This is a genomic window from Campylobacter canadensis, assembly GCF_013177655.1.
GTDB lineage: Bacteria > Campylobacterota > Campylobacteria > Campylobacterales > Campylobacteraceae > Campylobacter_E > Campylobacter_E canadensis.
Genome location: NZ_CP035946.1, coordinates 392,726 through 409,553, shown reverse-complemented (window position 1 = coordinate 409,553; position 16,828 = coordinate 392,726). Strand labels below are relative to the sequence as shown.

The 16,828-nt window shown below is 27.8% G+C and carries 16 protein-coding genes; 7 read left to right on the top strand and 9 right to left on the bottom strand.

The features are described from left to right. Positions 1-39 precede the first annotated feature (39 nt). From fliL to CCANL266_RS01910, 5 genes are read left to right on the top strand one after another with little or no spacing between them, the layout of a single operon-like run. Positions 40-558 carry a flagellar basal body-associated protein FliL gene (gene fliL, locus CCANL266_RS01930; protein ID WP_172230567.1) on the top strand — a complete coding sequence of 173 codons (519 nt, stop codon included), beginning with the start codon at positions 40-42 and terminating at the stop codon, positions 556-558. A gap of 6 nt (positions 559-564) precedes the next feature. Continuing rightward, positions 565-930, top strand: a complete 366-nt coding sequence (gene acpS / locus CCANL266_RS01925) for a holo-ACP synthase (protein ID WP_172230564.1) — start codon at positions 565-567, stop codon at positions 928-930. Next, positions 923-2,182: an MFS transporter gene (locus CCANL266_RS01920; RefSeq protein ID WP_172230561.1), complete on the top strand. Its 1,260-nt coding sequence runs from the start codon at positions 923-925 to the stop codon at positions 2,180-2,182. The genes acpS and CCANL266_RS01920 overlap by 8 nt, the downstream gene beginning before the upstream one ends. Continuing rightward, positions 2,179-2,730: a CheB methylesterase domain-containing protein gene (locus CCANL266_RS01915; RefSeq protein WP_172230558.1), complete on the top strand. Its 552-nt coding sequence runs from the start codon at positions 2,179-2,181 to the stop codon at positions 2,728-2,730. Before CCANL266_RS01920 ends, CCANL266_RS01915 begins: the two co-directional genes overlap by 4 nt. Then, on the top strand, positions 2,730-3,560 hold the full coding sequence (locus CCANL266_RS01910; RefSeq protein ID WP_172230555.1) for a CheR family methyltransferase: 831 nt from the start codon (positions 2,730-2,732) through the stop codon (positions 3,558-3,560). Before CCANL266_RS01915 ends, CCANL266_RS01910 begins: the two co-directional genes overlap by 1 nt. 22 nt (positions 3,561-3,582) lie before the next feature. On the opposite strand, the gene CCANL266_RS01905 is transcribed toward CCANL266_RS01910, so the two are convergent. The 9 genes from CCANL266_RS01905 to CCANL266_RS01870 form a co-directional block, all read right to left on the bottom strand. Further along, on the bottom strand, positions 3,583-4,770 hold the full coding sequence (locus tag CCANL266_RS01905) for a sugar MFS transporter (RefSeq protein WP_172230552.1): 1,188 nt from the start codon (positions 4,768-4,770) through the stop codon (positions 3,583-3,585). Between the two features lie 117 nt (positions 4,771-4,887). Beyond that, positions 4,888-6,645, bottom strand: a complete 1,758-nt coding sequence (locus CCANL266_RS01900; RefSeq protein WP_172230549.1) for an aminopeptidase P family protein — start codon at positions 6,643-6,645, stop codon at positions 4,888-4,890. Beyond that, on the bottom strand, positions 6,642-8,126 hold the full coding sequence (locus CCANL266_RS01895) for a peptide MFS transporter (RefSeq protein ID WP_224315930.1): 1,485 nt from the start codon (positions 8,124-8,126) through the stop codon (positions 6,642-6,644). Before CCANL266_RS01895 ends, CCANL266_RS01900 begins: the two co-directional genes overlap by 4 nt. Positions 8,127-8,251: 125 nt before the next feature. Continuing rightward, a complete protein-coding gene (locus CCANL266_RS01890) occupies positions 8,252-10,093 on the bottom strand; it encodes an aryl-sulfate sulfotransferase (protein ID WP_172230546.1) in 1,842 nt (613 codons plus the stop codon). A gap of 21 nt (positions 10,094-10,114) precedes the next feature. Beyond that, entirely contained in the window at positions 10,115-11,941 is a 1,827-nt protein-coding gene (locus tag CCANL266_RS01885) for an aryl-sulfate sulfotransferase (protein ID WP_172230543.1), read from the bottom strand. A 10-nt stretch (positions 11,942-11,951) separates the two neighbouring features. Further along, positions 11,952-12,725: a protein-disulfide oxidoreductase DsbI gene (dsbI, locus tag CCANL266_RS01880; RefSeq protein WP_172230540.1), complete on the bottom strand. Its 774-nt coding sequence runs from the start codon at positions 12,723-12,725 to the stop codon at positions 11,952-11,954. Between the two features lie 9 nt (positions 12,726-12,734). Next, positions 12,735-13,391, bottom strand: coding sequence for a thiol:disulfide interchange protein DsbA/DsbL (locus tag CCANL266_RS09420; RefSeq protein ID WP_216657298.1), 657 nt, complete (start codon positions 13,389-13,391; stop codon positions 12,735-12,737). Positions 13,392-13,575: 184 nt separating this feature from the next. Further along, positions 13,576-13,710, bottom strand: a complete 135-nt coding sequence (locus CCANL266_RS09645; RefSeq protein WP_263449548.1) for a hypothetical protein — start codon at positions 13,708-13,710, stop codon at positions 13,576-13,578. Further along, positions 13,711-14,985, bottom strand: coding sequence for an aminotransferase class V-fold PLP-dependent enzyme (locus tag CCANL266_RS01870; RefSeq protein WP_172230537.1), 1,275 nt, complete (start codon positions 14,983-14,985; stop codon positions 13,711-13,713). 44 nt (positions 14,986-15,029) lie between these two features. On the opposite strand from CCANL266_RS01870, the gene CCANL266_RS09785 reads away from it, so the two are divergent. After that, positions 15,030-15,833, top strand: a complete 804-nt coding sequence (locus tag CCANL266_RS09785) for a DUF234 domain-containing protein (protein WP_172234347.1) — start codon at positions 15,030-15,032, stop codon at positions 15,831-15,833. Then, positions 15,830-16,810: a sensor histidine kinase gene (locus tag CCANL266_RS01860; RefSeq protein WP_172230534.1), complete on the top strand. Its 981-nt coding sequence runs from the start codon at positions 15,830-15,832 to the stop codon at positions 16,808-16,810. The genes CCANL266_RS09785 and CCANL266_RS01860 overlap by 4 nt, the downstream gene beginning before the upstream one ends. The last annotated feature ends 18 nt before the right edge of the window (positions 16,811-16,828 follow it).

Here is a 16,828-nt window from a genome sequence, read left to right as displayed (position 1 = left end):
TGTAGAATGAAGCTAAATTCTATTTAATAAGGTTAATCAATGGCAGAAGAAAAAGAAGAAGTAGTTAAAAAATCAAAAGGTTCAAACTTAGTATTAATACTAGTTAGTGTTTTATTAGTTGTTGTTTTAGCACTTGGTGGTTTAGTAATTTATGCTGCTTTTTCAGGCGGTGATGATGAAAAAACTGATGAAGTAAGCCAACAAGAAAACAAAAAAGACAACAAGAAAAAGCAAGATGCAAGTGCAAGTGAAATTGGTGTTATGTATCCATTAGAATCATTTACCGTTAATCTAAATAGCGATGGTGGAAATAAATACCTTAAATGCAGGTTAGAATTAGAACAAAATGTACCAACTCTAACAATGGAGCTTGACAAGAAAAAACCTGTAATAAAAGATGCTATTTTGGCTATTCTTAGCTCAAAAAGTAAAGAAGAAATAAGCACAACGAAAGGAAAAGAAAGATTAAAAGAAGAAATAATTAATAAAATCAATAACAATTTAAATGATGGTTTTATTAAAAATCTTTATTTTACGGACTTTGTTATTTCGGAATAAAATTATATGAAAATTGGTTGTGATGTAGTTGATGTAAAAAGAATTGAAAAAATTTTAAATTCTAAAATTAAAAATAGCTTTATAAACAAAATCTTATCAACTACAGAAATACAACATTTAAAATTAAATGCAAATTCTTTAGCGGGTTATTTTGCTGCTAAAGAAGCTGCTTTAAAGGCTTTAGGTGTAGGCATTAGCCCTACTTGTACTTTTAAAGATGTTTTACTAAGTAAAGATAATTTAGGCCAACCGCTAATTAGCTTTAGCAATAAAACAATAAAAGAATTTAATATAAAAAATGCAAGCCTTAGCATTTCACATGATGCTGGTATTGCAATGGCTGTGGTATTAGTGGAATTTAACAATGTTTAAATCCTATGCAAAATTAATAAAAAATAATAAAAATTATGCGATTTTAGTTTTAGTACAATTTATAACTTATTTTGGTGCATGGTTTTCACAAGTTGGTGTTTATACTATGCTTATTGGTTTTGATTTTAGCCTAGTAGATTGGGGAGACTTTTCATCAAAAAGTGTAAAAAATTGGGCAATTAGTGCTAGTGTTATGTGTGCTTTTTTGCCGCCTATATTATTAGCACCTTTTAGCGGAATTTTAATTGATAATTTCAATTCTAAAAAACTGATGATGACAATGGTTATTGTAGAATTAATTTCTGTATTTTTGTTACTTTTTATAAAGGATGCTAGTTATATTTATTTTTTATTTTTCTTAATTTTTGTAAGAATAACCGTTGCTAGTATTTATTTTCAAACCGAAATGAGTGTTATTCCGCATATATTTTCTAAGGAAGAATTAAAACTAGCAAACGAATTATTTTCAATAATTTGGGCTGTATCATATACAACGGGAATGGCTGCTGCTGGAGTGTTTTGCCATTATTTTGGAATTAAGGCTGCTTTTATTTTAGATTGTATTCTTTTTTGTATTGCGCTTTATTTGCTATTTTTTTTAAAGCTAAACAAAGAAACAAAAAAGTTAAGCTTTAAAAAAGCTTATATTATGTTGTTGCAAGGAATTGCTTACATTAAGTTAAACAAAAAAATAATCCATCTTATGTTATTACACGGGGTTATAGGCGCTACAACTTACGATGCGATAATTAACTATCTTGCAAGTTATGAGTATTTAAATAAGGTATATTTTTTAAAACAAACCTTAAGTGTAGCTTTGTTAATAGGGCTTAGCAATACCTTTAGGGCTTGTTCTTTAGTAATTGGACCACTTATTTTAAGTAAGATTGCTAATAAAAATAGCTTATTTTATTTATATTTAGCACAAGGCTTTGGCATTATTATATGGGCGATTTTTCAATTTTCTTTTTATTTATCACTAGTTGGAATGCTTGTAGCTGGTTTTTGCACTAGCACAATATGGTCTTATACTTATACTCAAATACAAAATTCTTGTGATAAAAAATATTATGGAAGAGTAATTGCTTATGTTGATATGGTCTATGTTGCCTTTAGTCTATTGCTTACAATTTTAGTTGGTTATTTGTTTAACAACCTTGCAATTAGCTTAGCTAATATTAGTATTTTTATGGGGAGTATTTTTATATTTGCAGCCTTTTATTGGCTTTATTTTACAAGGAAATATTTATGAAAAAAGTAGTTTTAATAGGTGCTAGCACAGGCGGACCTTCTCAAATTAAATTTTTAATAAAAGATTTAGAATTAAAAAATACAAGCATAATTATTGCTCAACATATGCAAGCAAATTTTTTACCAAGTTATGCAAATCAATTAAATAAAGAGTGTAAAAGCGAGGTTGTTTTACTTGATAGCCCTTGTTTTTTAGAAGATAAAATATATATTTGCCAACATAATACAGAATTAAATCTAAATTTAAGAGCCTCGTTTAACAATGGTACTTTTCCCTTTGTGCCTAATGTAGATTTATTATTTTTAAGCGCTAGTAAAATTGCAAGAGATTATAAAATGATGGCAATTTTGCTAACTGGTATTGGTGATGATGGGGCTAAAGGGCTTTTTGAGTTATACAAAAAAGGTGTAAAATGTATTGGGGAAAGTGAAGAATCTTGTATAGTGTATGGAATGCCAAAAAGAGCTTACGAGCTTAATAATCAATTAACACAATTAAATATACAAGATATGCAAAAAGAATTAATCTCTTTTTTAAAGGATTTTTAATGTTTAATATGTTTAATAAAAATAAAAATAATACAAATAATGAAGAAAAAAGTGTTGAATTTATAAATAATGCTGCTGAATTTGATTCTTTAATAAATAAAATTAGAATAATTTGCGGAATTGATTTAGAAGTTAAAAAAAATACCATTTCATCAAAATTAATAAAATTTGCTTGTTCAAATAATATTTCATCTTTTAAAGAGCTTGAAAGACAAATAGATTTTAATCAAAATTTAAAGCAAGAATTATTTGATTTAATAACCGTTTGTGAAACATATTTTTACAGAGAATTAAAACAATTAAAAGAATTAATTTATATGATAAAACTTAATCCTAGCTTAAGAAATATTCTAGTAGCTCCTTGTTCTAGCGGAGAAGAAGTTTATTCTATTTTAATGCTTGCAAGTGAAGAAGGGCTTTTTAATTTAAATATAACAGGAATTGATATTAATACTCAAATAATACAAAAGGCAAAAAGTGCAACATATTCAAAACGCTCTTTGTATAATCTTGATTCGTATTTAATAAATAAATATTTTGATGAAGAAAATGATGAATATAAAATTAAAAAACACTTATTTTCTCCAACTTTTAAAGTTGTAAATGTATTTTCAAAAGAATTTTTAGAGCTTGGTAAGTTTGATATTATACTTTCAAGAAATATGATGATTTATTTTAACGAAGAATACAAATTTCGCCTTGTGGATAATTTTTCTAAAATGCTTAATTTTAATGGTTTGTTTTTTGCAGGACATGCTGATTTGGTTCCATCGCATTCATCATTGCAAAAGGAGTATTCTAGCTCTTGTACTTATTATAAAAAAATATAATCCATAGAAAAATTCTATGGATTTAATCTAAATTATCTGCCTTTCTTGCAAAGAATAAAATATATAAATAACAAAGCGCAGGAACAATATAAGATAAATTCATATCACAATAATCCATAATCAAAGCTTGTACAGGTGGAATAATTGCCCCGCCAAAAATTGCTATACATATAATTCCACTTGCTTGAGAAGTATTGCGTCCTAAATCCTTAGTAGCTAGTGAAAAAATAGTTGGAAACATAATTGAATTAAACAATCCTATAAAAATCATACAACCAGCATTTAAATTCACACACACGATTAATAAAATAACTAAAACATTCATAAGAGCGCAAATAGCAAGTAAGGCTGAAGCTTTGCATTTATTTAAAAGAGCACCTCCAACAAAACGCCCACACATAGCAAGACCCCAATAATACGATAAATAATGAGCCGCTTCGCTTTTTGTGTAATTTGCTATTTCCATTAAATAAAGCATTAAAAATGAGCCAATAGCAACCTCAGCTCCAACATAACAAAAAATTCCTAAAGCGCCAAATCTTAATTTAGCATATTGCCAAGCACTTGTTCTTGTATCGTTATTTGTTTGACTGATTTCTTCTGCAATCACCCTTGTATCAGGTAATTTAACTACGAATTTTACAAATAAAGCAAGAAAAATTAAAAATATTGCTATTATTAAATAAGGTTGTTGAATTGACCATATTTTCTCATCAATTGTATTTGCATTTTCTAAAATCAAATAAAAACCAATAATAGGTCCAACTGTAGTTCCTAAAGAATTAAAAGCTTGTACTAAGGCTAGATTTCTTGCGGTATCTTCTTTTTTTGATAATAAAGTTACAAAAGGATTTCCCGTTACTTGTAAAAGCACAACCCCACTAGCTAAAACAAATAAAGCTGCTAAAAAGATTGTATAAACTTGAGTTTTTGCAGCAGGGTAAAACAATAAACACCCACAAGCAGCAATAAAAAAACCTAAAGACACAGAAGCTTGATAACCTATTTTTTGTATCAATTTACCAAAAAAACTAGATGTTATAAAATAAGCACCGAAAAAACAAAACTGAATTAAAGACGATTGAAAATAAGTTAATTCAAATAATTCTTTTAAATGTGGGATTAAAGTATCGTTTAAAACGGTTAAAAGTCCCATCATAAAAAATAACGAAGTTAAAATAGAAAGTGAAAAGTAATTATTCTTTTGCATCTTAATCCTTAAAAATAAAATATTTTTTATTATCATATAAAGATAATAAATTCTGTGTATTTTTTTACACATTTTTTTTTAAAAGGTGTAAAATTTACACAGATAAGCTAAATAAAATTAAATCTTTTCACATTTTTTTTCAAGCCATTTTAAGATTTTTTCATCTTCAAAATGATTTTTCAATTTTAAAAACACTTCTTTATGATAATTATTTATCCATTCTTTTTCAGCTTCATTTAACAAAGATATTTCAATGCAATCTTTTTCAAAGAAAAATAAAGTAAGATTTTCAAATTTATAAAATTGCGCAAACTCACTTTTAAAAGCCTCTTTGATATAAACTAAATTCTCAAGTCTAATCCCCCATTTATTTACTCTATAAATCCCTGGTTCAATGGAGCTTATCATTCCTAGTTTGGCTTTCATATTTTCATTAATATTGGCATAATACGAAAGCACATTAGGTCCTTCATGCACATTTAAGCAGTATCCAACCCCATGCCCAGTTCCATGCATAAAGTCAATACCTTCTTTCCACAAAGGCGCTCTTGTTATGCTATCTAGCAAAGGCAAGGCGATATCTTTTGGAAAAATTGTACTTGATATTGCAATATGCGCTTTTAAAACTAAAGTGTAATCAATTCTTTGCTCTTTTGTACTTTGCCCATAAATACTAACCCTTGTAATATCAGTTGTACCATTTAAATACTGTGCGCCTGAATCAATTAATAAAAGTGTGTTTTTTTGCATTTTTTTAGGATTATCTTTTGCTTTATAATGTGGCAAGGCTGCATTTTCATTCATTGCAATTATATTTGTAAAACTATCTTGAAGATATAAATCATTTTGCGCTCTAAACTGGGTTAATTTATCACTTAGTTCGTTTTCATCATAAAAATTATTATTTAAATATTCATTTTCAAGCCAAAAATAAAATTTACTTAAAGCAATAGCATCAAAAAGCATAGCATCCTTAATATGCTTTATTTGCTCATCATTTTTGCAAGCTTTTAATAAAGTACTTATATTTATATTATAAGTTATTTTTACACTAGAATGAAAGGCTTTTAAAAAATAAGCTACACATTTTGCACTATCAATTAAAATATTTTCTTGTCTTAATAAGCTTAATTCATTAAATGCACTTTCATAAGGCATAATAAAAATATTATCCTTTAATAAAAGCTCTTTTATCTCTTCATTAATTTTATCTTCATCTATAAATAAAATACTTTTTTCATTTGTAATTAATAAATGAGATAAAAATACAGGGTTATAAGCAATATCGCTACCTCTTAAATTAAGAATATAAGCAATATCATCAAGGCTTGAGATAAAAGTAGATGTACAATTTTTATTTTTTAAAGCTTCTTTAATTAAAGTAAGTTTTTCTTTAGTTGAATTTATTGCGTATTTTATATCGTGAATAAATACCTTTTGCTTAGGTAAAGTTGCTCTATTTTCCCAAATATTAGAAATCAAATCAATATCTACTAGCTTTATATTTATTTTTTCTAATTCTTCTTTTATATTAATTGCTAAAAGCCTAAAATCAATCCCTAAAACAAAGTTTTTTTGCTCTTTTAAAAAGGATAAATAAGTGTTTTCTTTATTTTGTTTTTGCAAAATAATTCCACTGTCTTTAAGCTGCTTTTCAGCTTGTAAATAATATCTTCCATCAGTCCATAAATAAGCCTTATGCTTTAAAATAAGCAAAACTGCATAAGAACCATCAAAACCACTTAAAAATTCTCTTATTTTAAAATGCTCTGGCAGGTATTCGTTTAAATGACAATCAGCACTTAAAATCAAATACCCATCTAAATTATTTAAACTATTTTGAATTAAAGAAATTCTTTTTTTATAAACGCTCATTCACTCTCCTTTACAAATCTTTTTATTACAAATAGTATAAAAGCTACAAATAATAAAGCATAAACACAATAAAGAAATAAATTAGGTAATTGGCTTACATTATTTGTATCAACCTTACCACCAATATAACCTGCAATAACATTGCCCAAAGAACTAGCAACAAACCATAATCCCATAACTTGAGATTTAATACTTTTAGGTGCTATTTTACTCATTATTGAAAGCCCAACAGGAGACAAACAAAGCTCTCCAAGTGCTAAAAATAATATACTAATTACTAAATACCAATAACTTACCTTAGCATTATTTTCTACTATGCTACTAGCAGCTAAATACATAATATAAAAACCAATAGCCGCACCAATTAAACCAAGTGCGAATTTACTTAATGAAGATATGTTTAAATTATGTTTATTTAATTTTATCCACAACAAGCTAATAAGTGGGGCAAAAACAATTATATAAAGCGGGTCAAGTGATTGAAAAAATAAAGTAGGAATTTCATAAGAAAATATTTTTTTATCTACTAATTTATCAGCAAATAAATTAAGCGTTGTAGCCATTTGCTCAAAAATTGACCAAAATAAAGCTGCAGCAAAAAATAAAATAACAAATAAAATTAAATTCTTTTTTTCGTCTTTGTTTAATTTTTTAAAGAAAAATAAATATAAAAAATAAAGCGTACTAAAAAGCAAAATAATACTAACAAGATTTACAGAAAGACTAACAATAGAAAAATTAATTATTTTAAAATGCACTAAAGCAATAAAGATAAAAACAATAACAATAGTTAAAAACATATAAAAACATATAGTTTTATTGCTAATTTTACAACTATCAAAATTATCTAATTTTTTATATTTTATAAATTCATCATAATGTTTCATACTTACAAAATAAAAAATAATAAGTGCTATAAGCATTGCTACACCACCAACTGCAAAGCCTAAATGATAACCATAATTATCAAGCACAATACCAACTAATAAAGGTGCAAAAAAAGCTCCTATATTAATTCCTGAATAAAAAATAGTAAAAGCACTATCCCTTCTAATATCATTTTTTGCATAAAGCATTCCAACCATAACACTAATACAGGTTTTAAACAAACCTGAGCCAATTACAATAAAGCACAATCCTGCAAAAAACATAGGCTTAATATAATAAGATAAAGCAATACATAAATGCCCTAAAGCAATAAATAAAGAGCCGAGCAAAACCGCTCTTTTTTGTCCTAAAAAATTATCCGCTAAATATCCGCCTGGAATAGTGAAAATATAAATCATACCAGCAAATACTCCAACAACGCTAGAAGCTTGCTGCGTACTCATATTAAATCCACCTTCAAAGATGCTTAAACTCATAAATAAAACTAAAAGCGGTCTTATTCCATAATACGAAAATCTCTCCCAAACTTCTACCATAGAAAGAGAAAATAAGACCTTTGGATGCCCTAAAAAACTTTTATCTAAATCTTTCACTATTTTTCCTTGTGTTGGGATAAAATTAAAATATAGTAAAAAATATAAGAAGATGTATAAAAAAATAAGTATTTTTTTTAACACCCGTTACAAAATGTAACGGGTATTGTAAATTTTAAATGAAGTTATTGATTAAAAGCCTTATTTACATCAAAAGGCATAGCTTGATATCCAAGCCCTGCTCCGCTAAATTGAATTTGCACTGATGGTGTTTTTGCACCCCATTTAAATTCATCTAATTCAGGCTTAGGTTCTCCTACCGCAACACCTTTACTTAAATCAAAACTCATTCCCGCTGTAGCACTATAAACTACAAGCGAATTGGTATCAGCGTGATATTCAGTTAAAGATGTAACTGGGCTATACCACTCATTACCTCTTTGCTTACCGTACTCCCAAATTTGCTCTACTTTCATATTTTTTTGGTCAATTTTATAAATAACAGCTCTTGAATACTTCATAGAAGCAAAGGCAGGTTGTTCAGCTCCTCTTGCATCTCCATTATCAAATACGCTTACATAAATATAACGCTTGTTTGATTTGCTATCAATTCTCCAAGCAGTGTGCTGAGTCCAAGTAAAGTCAAATCCGCCTTCTTCGTTTTCATATCCTGGGCATTTACTGTACCCATCTTCACAAACTATTTTTTTACCCTTGCTATCAACTGGCTGTAATAAATATTTTTGAAATTCTTTGCTCCAACCTTTGTGAGCGCCTAAAATCCATTTTATTTTCTTATCTCTACCTATTTTTACAATAGCGCTTTGATGTCTTGAAGAAATGATAATACTATCATCACTTGGGTCATAATCAACGCTATTTACATGAGCCCAGTTTCTACCAATTCCAGTACCTGCAATATCTCCAAATTTATCGCTTGAATCCATCTTAGCTAATTCTTCATCGCTTAAAGTTTTTCCTGCATTAGCAGCATCAACATTAAGACAAACCGCACCCTGATCAAGTGCTTTAATGATATCGCTTCTATAAGGGTCTAAAATTTCATATAATTTCCATTCATCAACTACATTGCCGTTATTATCAACCTCAACTATAACATCTCTTACCGTTCTTACATTTTTTCCATCTGCTCTTAAGGTATTTGCTGATGCAACTCTTAAAAGATAATGTCCATTTTGCATATTATCCATTGCGTGTGAAAAATCAATATAAGCAGCTGGTAATCTTTTATTAAAAATTTCTCTTCCTAAAACATCATATTTTGCATATCTTTGTCCGTAGCCAAAAGTTAAAGCACCATCATCATTTTGATGAAAGCCCATCATAATTCCTCTTTTATAAATATTATCCCAATCCATCAATTTATCATGATTTAAATACCAACGAATTTCTCCTTTAGTATCTATAATAAACACATTTGAATTTTCATCCCATTCCATAGCACCACCTGCTGGATTATTCCAAATTGACTTTGAGCTAATACCTGGCATTTTTCCTGGTGCGTTATTTACTAAATAAAGCCTGTTTTTAAATTCATCATCAACCTTTAATACCTTTACACTCTCAAAAGGTACTCCTCTTTGATGTAAATTACCACTTGCTTTAATACTAATACCTGAAGTACTTATTTTATAAAGCTCATCTTTTACTTTTTCGCTTTTATTATTTGCTGTTTTAGTATAACTTACTTTAACGGTGTTTAAATATGCTGGATATAAACCAAAAATAGGTATTCCTCCATAAGTTTTTGCCATTTTTTCGCTAACTTTATAAGAAAGCTCTTGACCATCTTTTTTAGGAACTATACTTACACTAATATCGCTTAATTCATAACCACCATTTAAAATAACCGCACTTAAAGGCGAAATTCCATAAGCATCAAGCACTAATGCACCTATTTTTCCTTGAGTTTGCCAATCAATCCTAGCTCCACTAGCTCCACCAATAGCAAAAGCAGCCTGTGAAAAAATCATACTAGCTGCAACAATAGAAATAAACTTTTTCATATAATCCTCCTTTAATAAAATTTATTCAAAAGCTTTTTTTACATCAATAGGATAAGCTCTATAACCTATTTGACCGCCCATATTTTCAAACTTCATCTCAAATAAAACTTTTTTTGTTTTATAATCAATTTCATCTAAGATTGGCTCTGTTTTTCCTATATTTAGCATATATTTTCCAAGACCTGCTGTGGCTGAATACACAAACACACTCTTAGTCTTATCAAAATATTCTGTAATAGATGTTACAGGACTATAATAATCAAAACCACGCTCCTTACCATACTCCCAAATTTGCTCTACTTTCATTGTTTTTTCATTGATTTTATAAAAAACTGCTCTTGAGTATTTGCTTGTAGCAAAAGCTGGTTGGTGCATTCCTCTTGTATCGCCATTATCAAATACACTTATTACGATTTCATTCTTTTTACTCATACTAGGAACATAATAAGCAGTGTGCTGAGTCCAAGTAAAGTCAAATCCACCTTCATCGTTTTCATATCCTGGGCATTTTGTGTATTCGTCTTCACAAACTATTTTTTTACCCTTGCTATCAACTGGCTGTAATAAATATTTTTGAAATTCTTTACTCCAGCCTTTGTGAGCGCCTAAAATCCATTTTATTTTCTTATCTCTACCTATTTTTACAATAGCGCTTTGATGTCTTACTGAAATAATAATACTATCATCTTTATCATCATAACTTACACTATTTACATGCGCCCAGTTTCTACCAACTCCAACGCCTGTTACATCGCCAAATGGAGAATTTTTATCTTCTAAGTCTTCTTTATTTACTGTTTGCCCAGCTTTATCTTTATCTACATTAAGACAAACTGCACCTTGGTCAAGTACTAATAAATTTGTATCCCTATAAGGGTCTAAAATATCATATAATTTCCATTCATCAATAACCTTGCCATTATTATCAACTTCAATTATTACATCTCTTACGCTTCTTACATTAGAATTATCTTTTCTTTTTTGATTAGCACTAGCAACACGCAATAAATAAGTATCCTTGCTTGTATGCTCAATGTGATGAGAAAAATCAATATAAGCTGATGGTAATCTTTTATTAAAAATCTCTCTTCCTAATAAATCATATTTCATATATCTTTGACCCATTCCCCAAAATAAAGCTCCATCTTTATCTTGAGTAAAGCCCATCATATTACCTTTTTTATAGATATCATCAGGATTTCTTATTTCATCATTTTTTAAATACCAGCGAACATCGCCATTTGTATCTACCATCCAATTATAGCTTTGTAAATCCCATTCCATAGCACCACCAACAGGGTTATTCCATACTGCTTGTGCGCTATTTGCTAACGGTGCTCTAATTAAATGATTTATTAAATAAAGATTGTTTTTAAACTTCTCATCAGCCTTTACACTAACAACAGCCTTCGGTAAAACACCAAGTTGGTTTGTGCCTGTGCCTTCAGTATAAATTGGCGGTGCATAGATTTCATACTCTTCGCTTATTTTTTCACTTTTAGAATTTGCAATACTTCTTTCATAACTTACTACAACCTTATTTACATAATCAGCATAAAGCCCAAAAATAGGAATACCGCCATAAGTTAAAATAGAATTATTGCTTGGATTATAATTTATATCAATCCCGCCATTTGGCTTACCTTTTACACTTACACTTACATTTTTAATATCATATCCGCCATTTAAAATAACTGCACTAAGTGGTGCAACTTTATATGGATTCATAATAACAGCACCAATTTTACCTTGTGCTGCGTATGATTTTGTTCCACTTGCTCCACCAATAGCAAAAGCAGCTTGTGAAAAAATCACACTAGCTGCCATAATAGATATAAGATTTTTCATATTTTCTCCTTTATAGTCTTTGCTCAATTGTATTTTCGTTTGACATTTGCTCTATGTGTTTTTGTTTAGTAATATTGCCTGTGAAATAAAGTGTAATTACGAGTAATAAGACAAGACCGCCTCCTATTTTTGCCCACTTACAATCACTACCAAAAACAAAGCCTAAAAACATTATTACTAAAGCAATTAAGCAACAAACAAAACATAATAAACAAGCTATTGCCATATTCATAAACTTCATACTAGGAATTAAATACCAACCATTTGAATAAAGCCCATCTTCAAAATCATTTTGCTCACTTCCAACAAAAATTTGTTGTAATTTTGATAAGCTTGAGTACATATCCTCAGGTATTACAGGTGCATCAAGTCCGCATTCTCCTGTTGGTAAAAACCAAGAAGGTGCTAGTTCGTGCAAAGGTAGTGCAAAAGGATAAATAGGAATTTCTCTACAACCTTCAACACCACCAAAAGGATTTTCAGAATGTACGGCTGTATGAATTTGATTTAAAGTAAGACAAAATTCAATACCAACAATGCAACCATAAAAAGCTAGGCTGTATGCTAGAATTTTTGTTGCATTATGCGGATAAATAATTGCTATTACTCCACCAAGTGCCATAGTAAGCATTGCAAATCTAATATAAACGCATTGCTCACAAGGCTCCATAAATAAATAATCTTGAAAAAAATAATGTGCAATCGCTGTTAAACCTACGGTTACAATTATCATTAAAATCCATAAGAATTTAGCGTTTTGCCACCTATTTATTGTTTTTAACATAATTAATCCTTATTTTTTTAACAATTCTCCAATTACATCAATTAAAGCCTGTGGTGATGGTATTTTTGCAACATTTACTTCATACTTTCCATTTACAACAAAGCCTGGTGTTCCGAAATTTTTACTTATTGGGTCTGCTATTAATGTTGCTTCAACTAAGGCTTTACCTTCATTTGAATTTATAAATTCATCTAAATTTGCTTTAGTAATTCCAAGCACTTTTAAACCAAGTGCATAAAATTTATCAGGTTCAGCACCATTACCCCATCTTTGTTTTTTATTAAAATACGCTTTAAAATAAGCATCAGCAAGCTTATGATACATACTGTTTGAATCACTTAAAGAAATATTTGCCTTTTCATCAAGCATTTGTGCATAAGCAAAAATATGTGCAGCTTGCACGCCATAATCTCCCATACTTTGTACAATTAAATATCCCATTTTTGCATCAGGATAAGCTTGAGCAATTTTTGTCATAGTACCAAATTTATGGTGGTCATAACAATGTGTGCAACGATAAGACCAAACTTCAATTACACTATTTTGTGCATTTGGAATTTCTTGAGTTAAAGTAATGTATTCAACTCCTTCTGTAATTGCATTTGCACTTGTTAAAAGCATTGAAGCTAAAACTAAAGAAGTAGATAATTTTTTTAAGAATTTCATAAGTTCTCCTTATTTTTTAAAGTATAAAAATGATTTTAAGTTAAATTTGATTAATAAAAAGTAGTATAAAAAAGTAGTATAATTTTTGCTTTTATAGATTAAAAATATATTTTAAGCTTAAAAAATAATATTAATTTTTAAATAAAAACAAAAATTATAAATTAAAAATATAGTATAAAAATATTTAATTATTATTTATAAAGTTAGCAAACTCATCTTCTAAATTCTTTTGTTTTTGCATAATTTTTCTTTGCTCTTCTTTTTCTTTGTCGTCTTTTATTTGTTCTTTTATATTTTCTAATGAAGTTAAAAAGTCCATTTATTCTCCTTTTATTTTTTTAATACTGCTTATTAAAGCATTAATTAAATAATCAATATCTTCTTTTTCATGCAAATAATGCAAAGATAATCTTAAAAATCCAGGTTTATTATAAAAATTTTGCCCATCTACATAATGCATTAAATCATGCGCATAAGGTCCTGCACAAGCACAACCAGCCCTACTTTCAATACCAAAATCATTACTTAAGCATTCTGCTAATACATAAGGACTTATATTTGCTACATTTAAAGAAATTATAGCTATGCGATTTTTTTCATTTTGTGCATAAATATCAATAAAATATTTATAAATATAAGGATTTATTTTACTAAAAAAATAAGTTAGTAATTCTTTTTCCTTATTTGCAATTACATTTAAGCTTATTTCATCTCTTATTTTAAAAGCCTTTGCTAGTTTTATTACTTGAGTAATAGCAGGAGTTCCACCTTCTTCTAAATCTTCTTTATTTTCAATAAATTCAATTTTGCTTTTACTAACATATTTTACCGTTCCACCTGCTGCAAAACTAGCTTCGTTTTTTATTAAACTATTACGAATAACTAAAATTCCGCAAGTTCCAACCCCACCTAAAACTTTATGTCCTGAAAAAAACATCGCATCATAATCACAATTAATATTTTCATAAGCAATACAAGCACTAGCATCAACCGCTAAGATTGCATTGTATTTTTTTGCTATTTTGCTAATTTCTTCTAAGTTAGCTCTAATTCCTGTTATATTACTTGCTGCGCTTATGCTTATTATTATTTTTTTACCCTTATTTCTTTTACAAATTCGCTCTAATTCAAACAAGTCATTATTTTGCTCTCTTAAACTTAAGCGATGGGTTTTGCATAAACCTTGTCTATAACTAATCTCATTTGAATGATGCTCCATAGCACCAACTATTACAAGTGGTAATTTTTCATAATCAATATTTACAAAATACTGTTCTTTTACCGCAGGTGAAATATAAATTCCTAATAATTCTTGAAATTTTTTAATAGCAGCACTAGAGCCAAAGCCACAAGCTATTATTGAATAATCGTTTTTGATTTTTAAACTTTGTCTTAGATAATCTTTTGCTTCTTTATACATTTTTGCCATTAACTTAGAATGTTTTGCACTATCTGAATGAATATTTGCATAAAATTTTAAAAGTTCTTGCATTTGCTTTTCAATGCTATTTAAAGCCAATGCACTCGCTGTAAAATCAAAATATTTGCAATTTTTATCTAAAATAACATCATTTTTTAGCTCTTGTATTTGCATAAAATCACCTTTTATTAATAAAATAAATCAAAAACAAAGGATGAATTATAAAATTTTTAGACTTTTGCAAAGCAAACAAGCATTTAAATTTAGATGAAGCTTTTTTATTTTGGGCAGTATTTGATGAAAAAAAATATGAAAAAAGTTTAAATGATATAAATTTTTATATCAAGCAAATAATAAATAATTACAATCCTAAAGAATATGACTTTAGCAATGATTACATAAAAGCACTTTGCCAATATGCAAAAAAATCTCGCTTAGAATTTAGCATAAATAAAAATATTTCCCGTTTTAAAGCAAGAGGAATTTTTCATAATTTAATTAAAAAAAATATTTTAAAAATTGAAAAAAATCAAGATTTAATAAAAATTCATAAAAGATTTTACCAGCAAAATAAGGTTATTTTTACATCAAATTACACTAGATTTTATTTTTATTTTTTAAAACCTAATGAAAAACTTATTTTAAACGACAAAGAAAGAGCCTTTAATAAAATAATCAACAATTTTAGCGAATATTTATCCTTTATTTATGAGCTTGTAGCTTGTGAATACGCTCAAAATAAATTTAACATTTTTAATGTTAGTAGTATTTGGGGAAAGGACTATGAATGCGATATTTACTACAATAATGATGATTTTTGTTTATTAGGAGAAGTAAAATATAAAGGCAAAAAAATATGCCTTAAAACATTAAATGAGCTAATAAATAAGGCAAAACTTCTTAATTTAAAGGTTGATTATTATTTATTATTTTCAAATAGCGGCTTTTCTAATAATTTATTAGCAAATAAAAATAATAATGTTTTATGTAAGGATATTTTTTCTTTTAAGGAATTTTTATGAGTGAAATTAACGACAAACAAGATTTATTAAATAATTTACAACTTTTAATTGAGCAAACTTATAGCGTTGAAAATGAATATAAAAATCTAAGAAAATCTTATGATGATTTAATACTAATTTTAAATGAAGTTATTGAGATTATCCCTAGTGCTATTTGGCTTTTAAATAATGATGAAATAGTCTTTAAAAATAATTTAGCAAACGAAGAATTATTTAAACAAATAAACACAAATAACGAGCATTACGAATTAGAATTTAATGATGATTTTTATCAAATTAAATGTATTAAATATCATCAAAAAACACTTATTTTAGCAACAAATATAACAACAGAAAAAAGAAACGAAAGGCTAGTAAGTATGGGTCAGGTTGCAGCTTCTTTAGCCCATGAAATAAGAAACCCAATAGGTTCAATTTCTTTATTAGCTGATGTTTTAGCAGCAAAAATATCTTATGAACAAAAGCATATAGTTATACAAATGAAAGATGCTATTAAAAGAGTAGAAAGAAATATAACTAGTATTTTGTTATTTACAAAAGAATTAAAGCTTTCAACAAGTATATTTAACGCTAAAGAATTAAGTGCTGAATGTTTTAAAATATTTTTTTCATATAATCAAAACAAAGAATTAGAATTTTCTTGTAATTTTTCAAATGTGATGATTAAAGCAGATAAAGCCTTAATGCTAATTGTATTATCAAATCTAATTTACAATGCTTGTGATGAATTAGCAGAAAATAAAGGACAAATAAAAATAAATGCTAAAAAAAATAAAGATTTTTATTTAATTAGTGTCTTTGATAGTGCTAAAGAAATTACAAATACAAAAAATCTCTTTAACGCCTTTAGCACAACTAAATTAAAAGGTAATGGACTTGGTTTAGCACTAAGCAAACAAATAATAAATGCACATAAAGGTGAGCTTTTTTACAAAAACAATCCTAAGGCATTTTGCATAAAACTGCCTTTAAATTAACAGCAATTAAAAAAGACT

Excerpts from the sequence above, each read along its gene's own strand:
- fliL (WP_172230567.1), top strand. The coding sequence starts at position 40 with ATGGCAGAAGAAAAAGAAGAAGTAGTTAAAAAATCAAAAGGTTCAAAC.
- acpS (WP_172230564.1), top strand. The coding sequence starts at position 565 with ATGAAAATTGGTTGTGATGTAGTTGATGTAAAAAGAATTGAAAAAATT.
- CCANL266_RS01920 (WP_172230561.1), top strand. The coding sequence starts at position 923 with ATGTTTAAATCCTATGCAAAATTAATAAAAAATAATAAAAATTATGCG.
- CCANL266_RS01915 (WP_172230558.1), top strand. The coding sequence starts at position 2,179 with ATGAAAAAAGTAGTTTTAATAGGTGCTAGCACAGGCGGACCTTCTCAA.
- CCANL266_RS01910 (WP_172230555.1), top strand. The coding sequence starts at position 2,730 with ATGTTTAATATGTTTAATAAAAATAAAAATAATACAAATAATGAAGAA.
- CCANL266_RS01905 (WP_172230552.1), bottom strand. The coding sequence starts at position 4,770 with ATGCAAAAGAATAATTACTTTTCACTTTCTATTTTAACTTCGTTATTT.
- CCANL266_RS01900 (WP_172230549.1), bottom strand. The coding sequence starts at position 6,645 with ATGAGCGTTTATAAAAAAAGAATTTCTTTAATTCAAAATAGTTTAAAT.
- CCANL266_RS01890 (WP_172230546.1), bottom strand. The coding sequence starts at position 10,093 with ATGAAAAAGTTTATTTCTATTGTTGCAGCTAGTATGATTTTTTCACAG.
- CCANL266_RS01885 (WP_172230543.1), bottom strand. The coding sequence starts at position 11,941 with ATGAAAAATCTTATATCTATTATGGCAGCTAGTGTGATTTTTTCACAA.
- dsbI (WP_172230540.1), bottom strand. The coding sequence starts at position 12,725 with ATGTTAAAAACAATAAATAGGTGGCAAAACGCTAAATTCTTATGGATT.
- CCANL266_RS09420 (WP_216657298.1), bottom strand. The coding sequence starts at position 13,391 with ATGAAATTCTTAAAAAAATTATCTACTTCTTTAGTTTTAGCTTCAATG.
- CCANL266_RS09645 (WP_263449548.1), bottom strand. The coding sequence starts at position 13,710 with ATGGACTTTTTAACTTCATTAGAAAATATAAAAGAACAAATAAAAGAC.
- CCANL266_RS01870 (WP_172230537.1), bottom strand. The coding sequence starts at position 14,985 with ATGCAAATACAAGAGCTAAAAAATGATGTTATTTTAGATAAAAATTGC.
- CCANL266_RS01860 (WP_172230534.1), top strand. The coding sequence starts at position 15,830 with ATGAGTGAAATTAACGACAAACAAGATTTATTAAATAATTTACAACTT.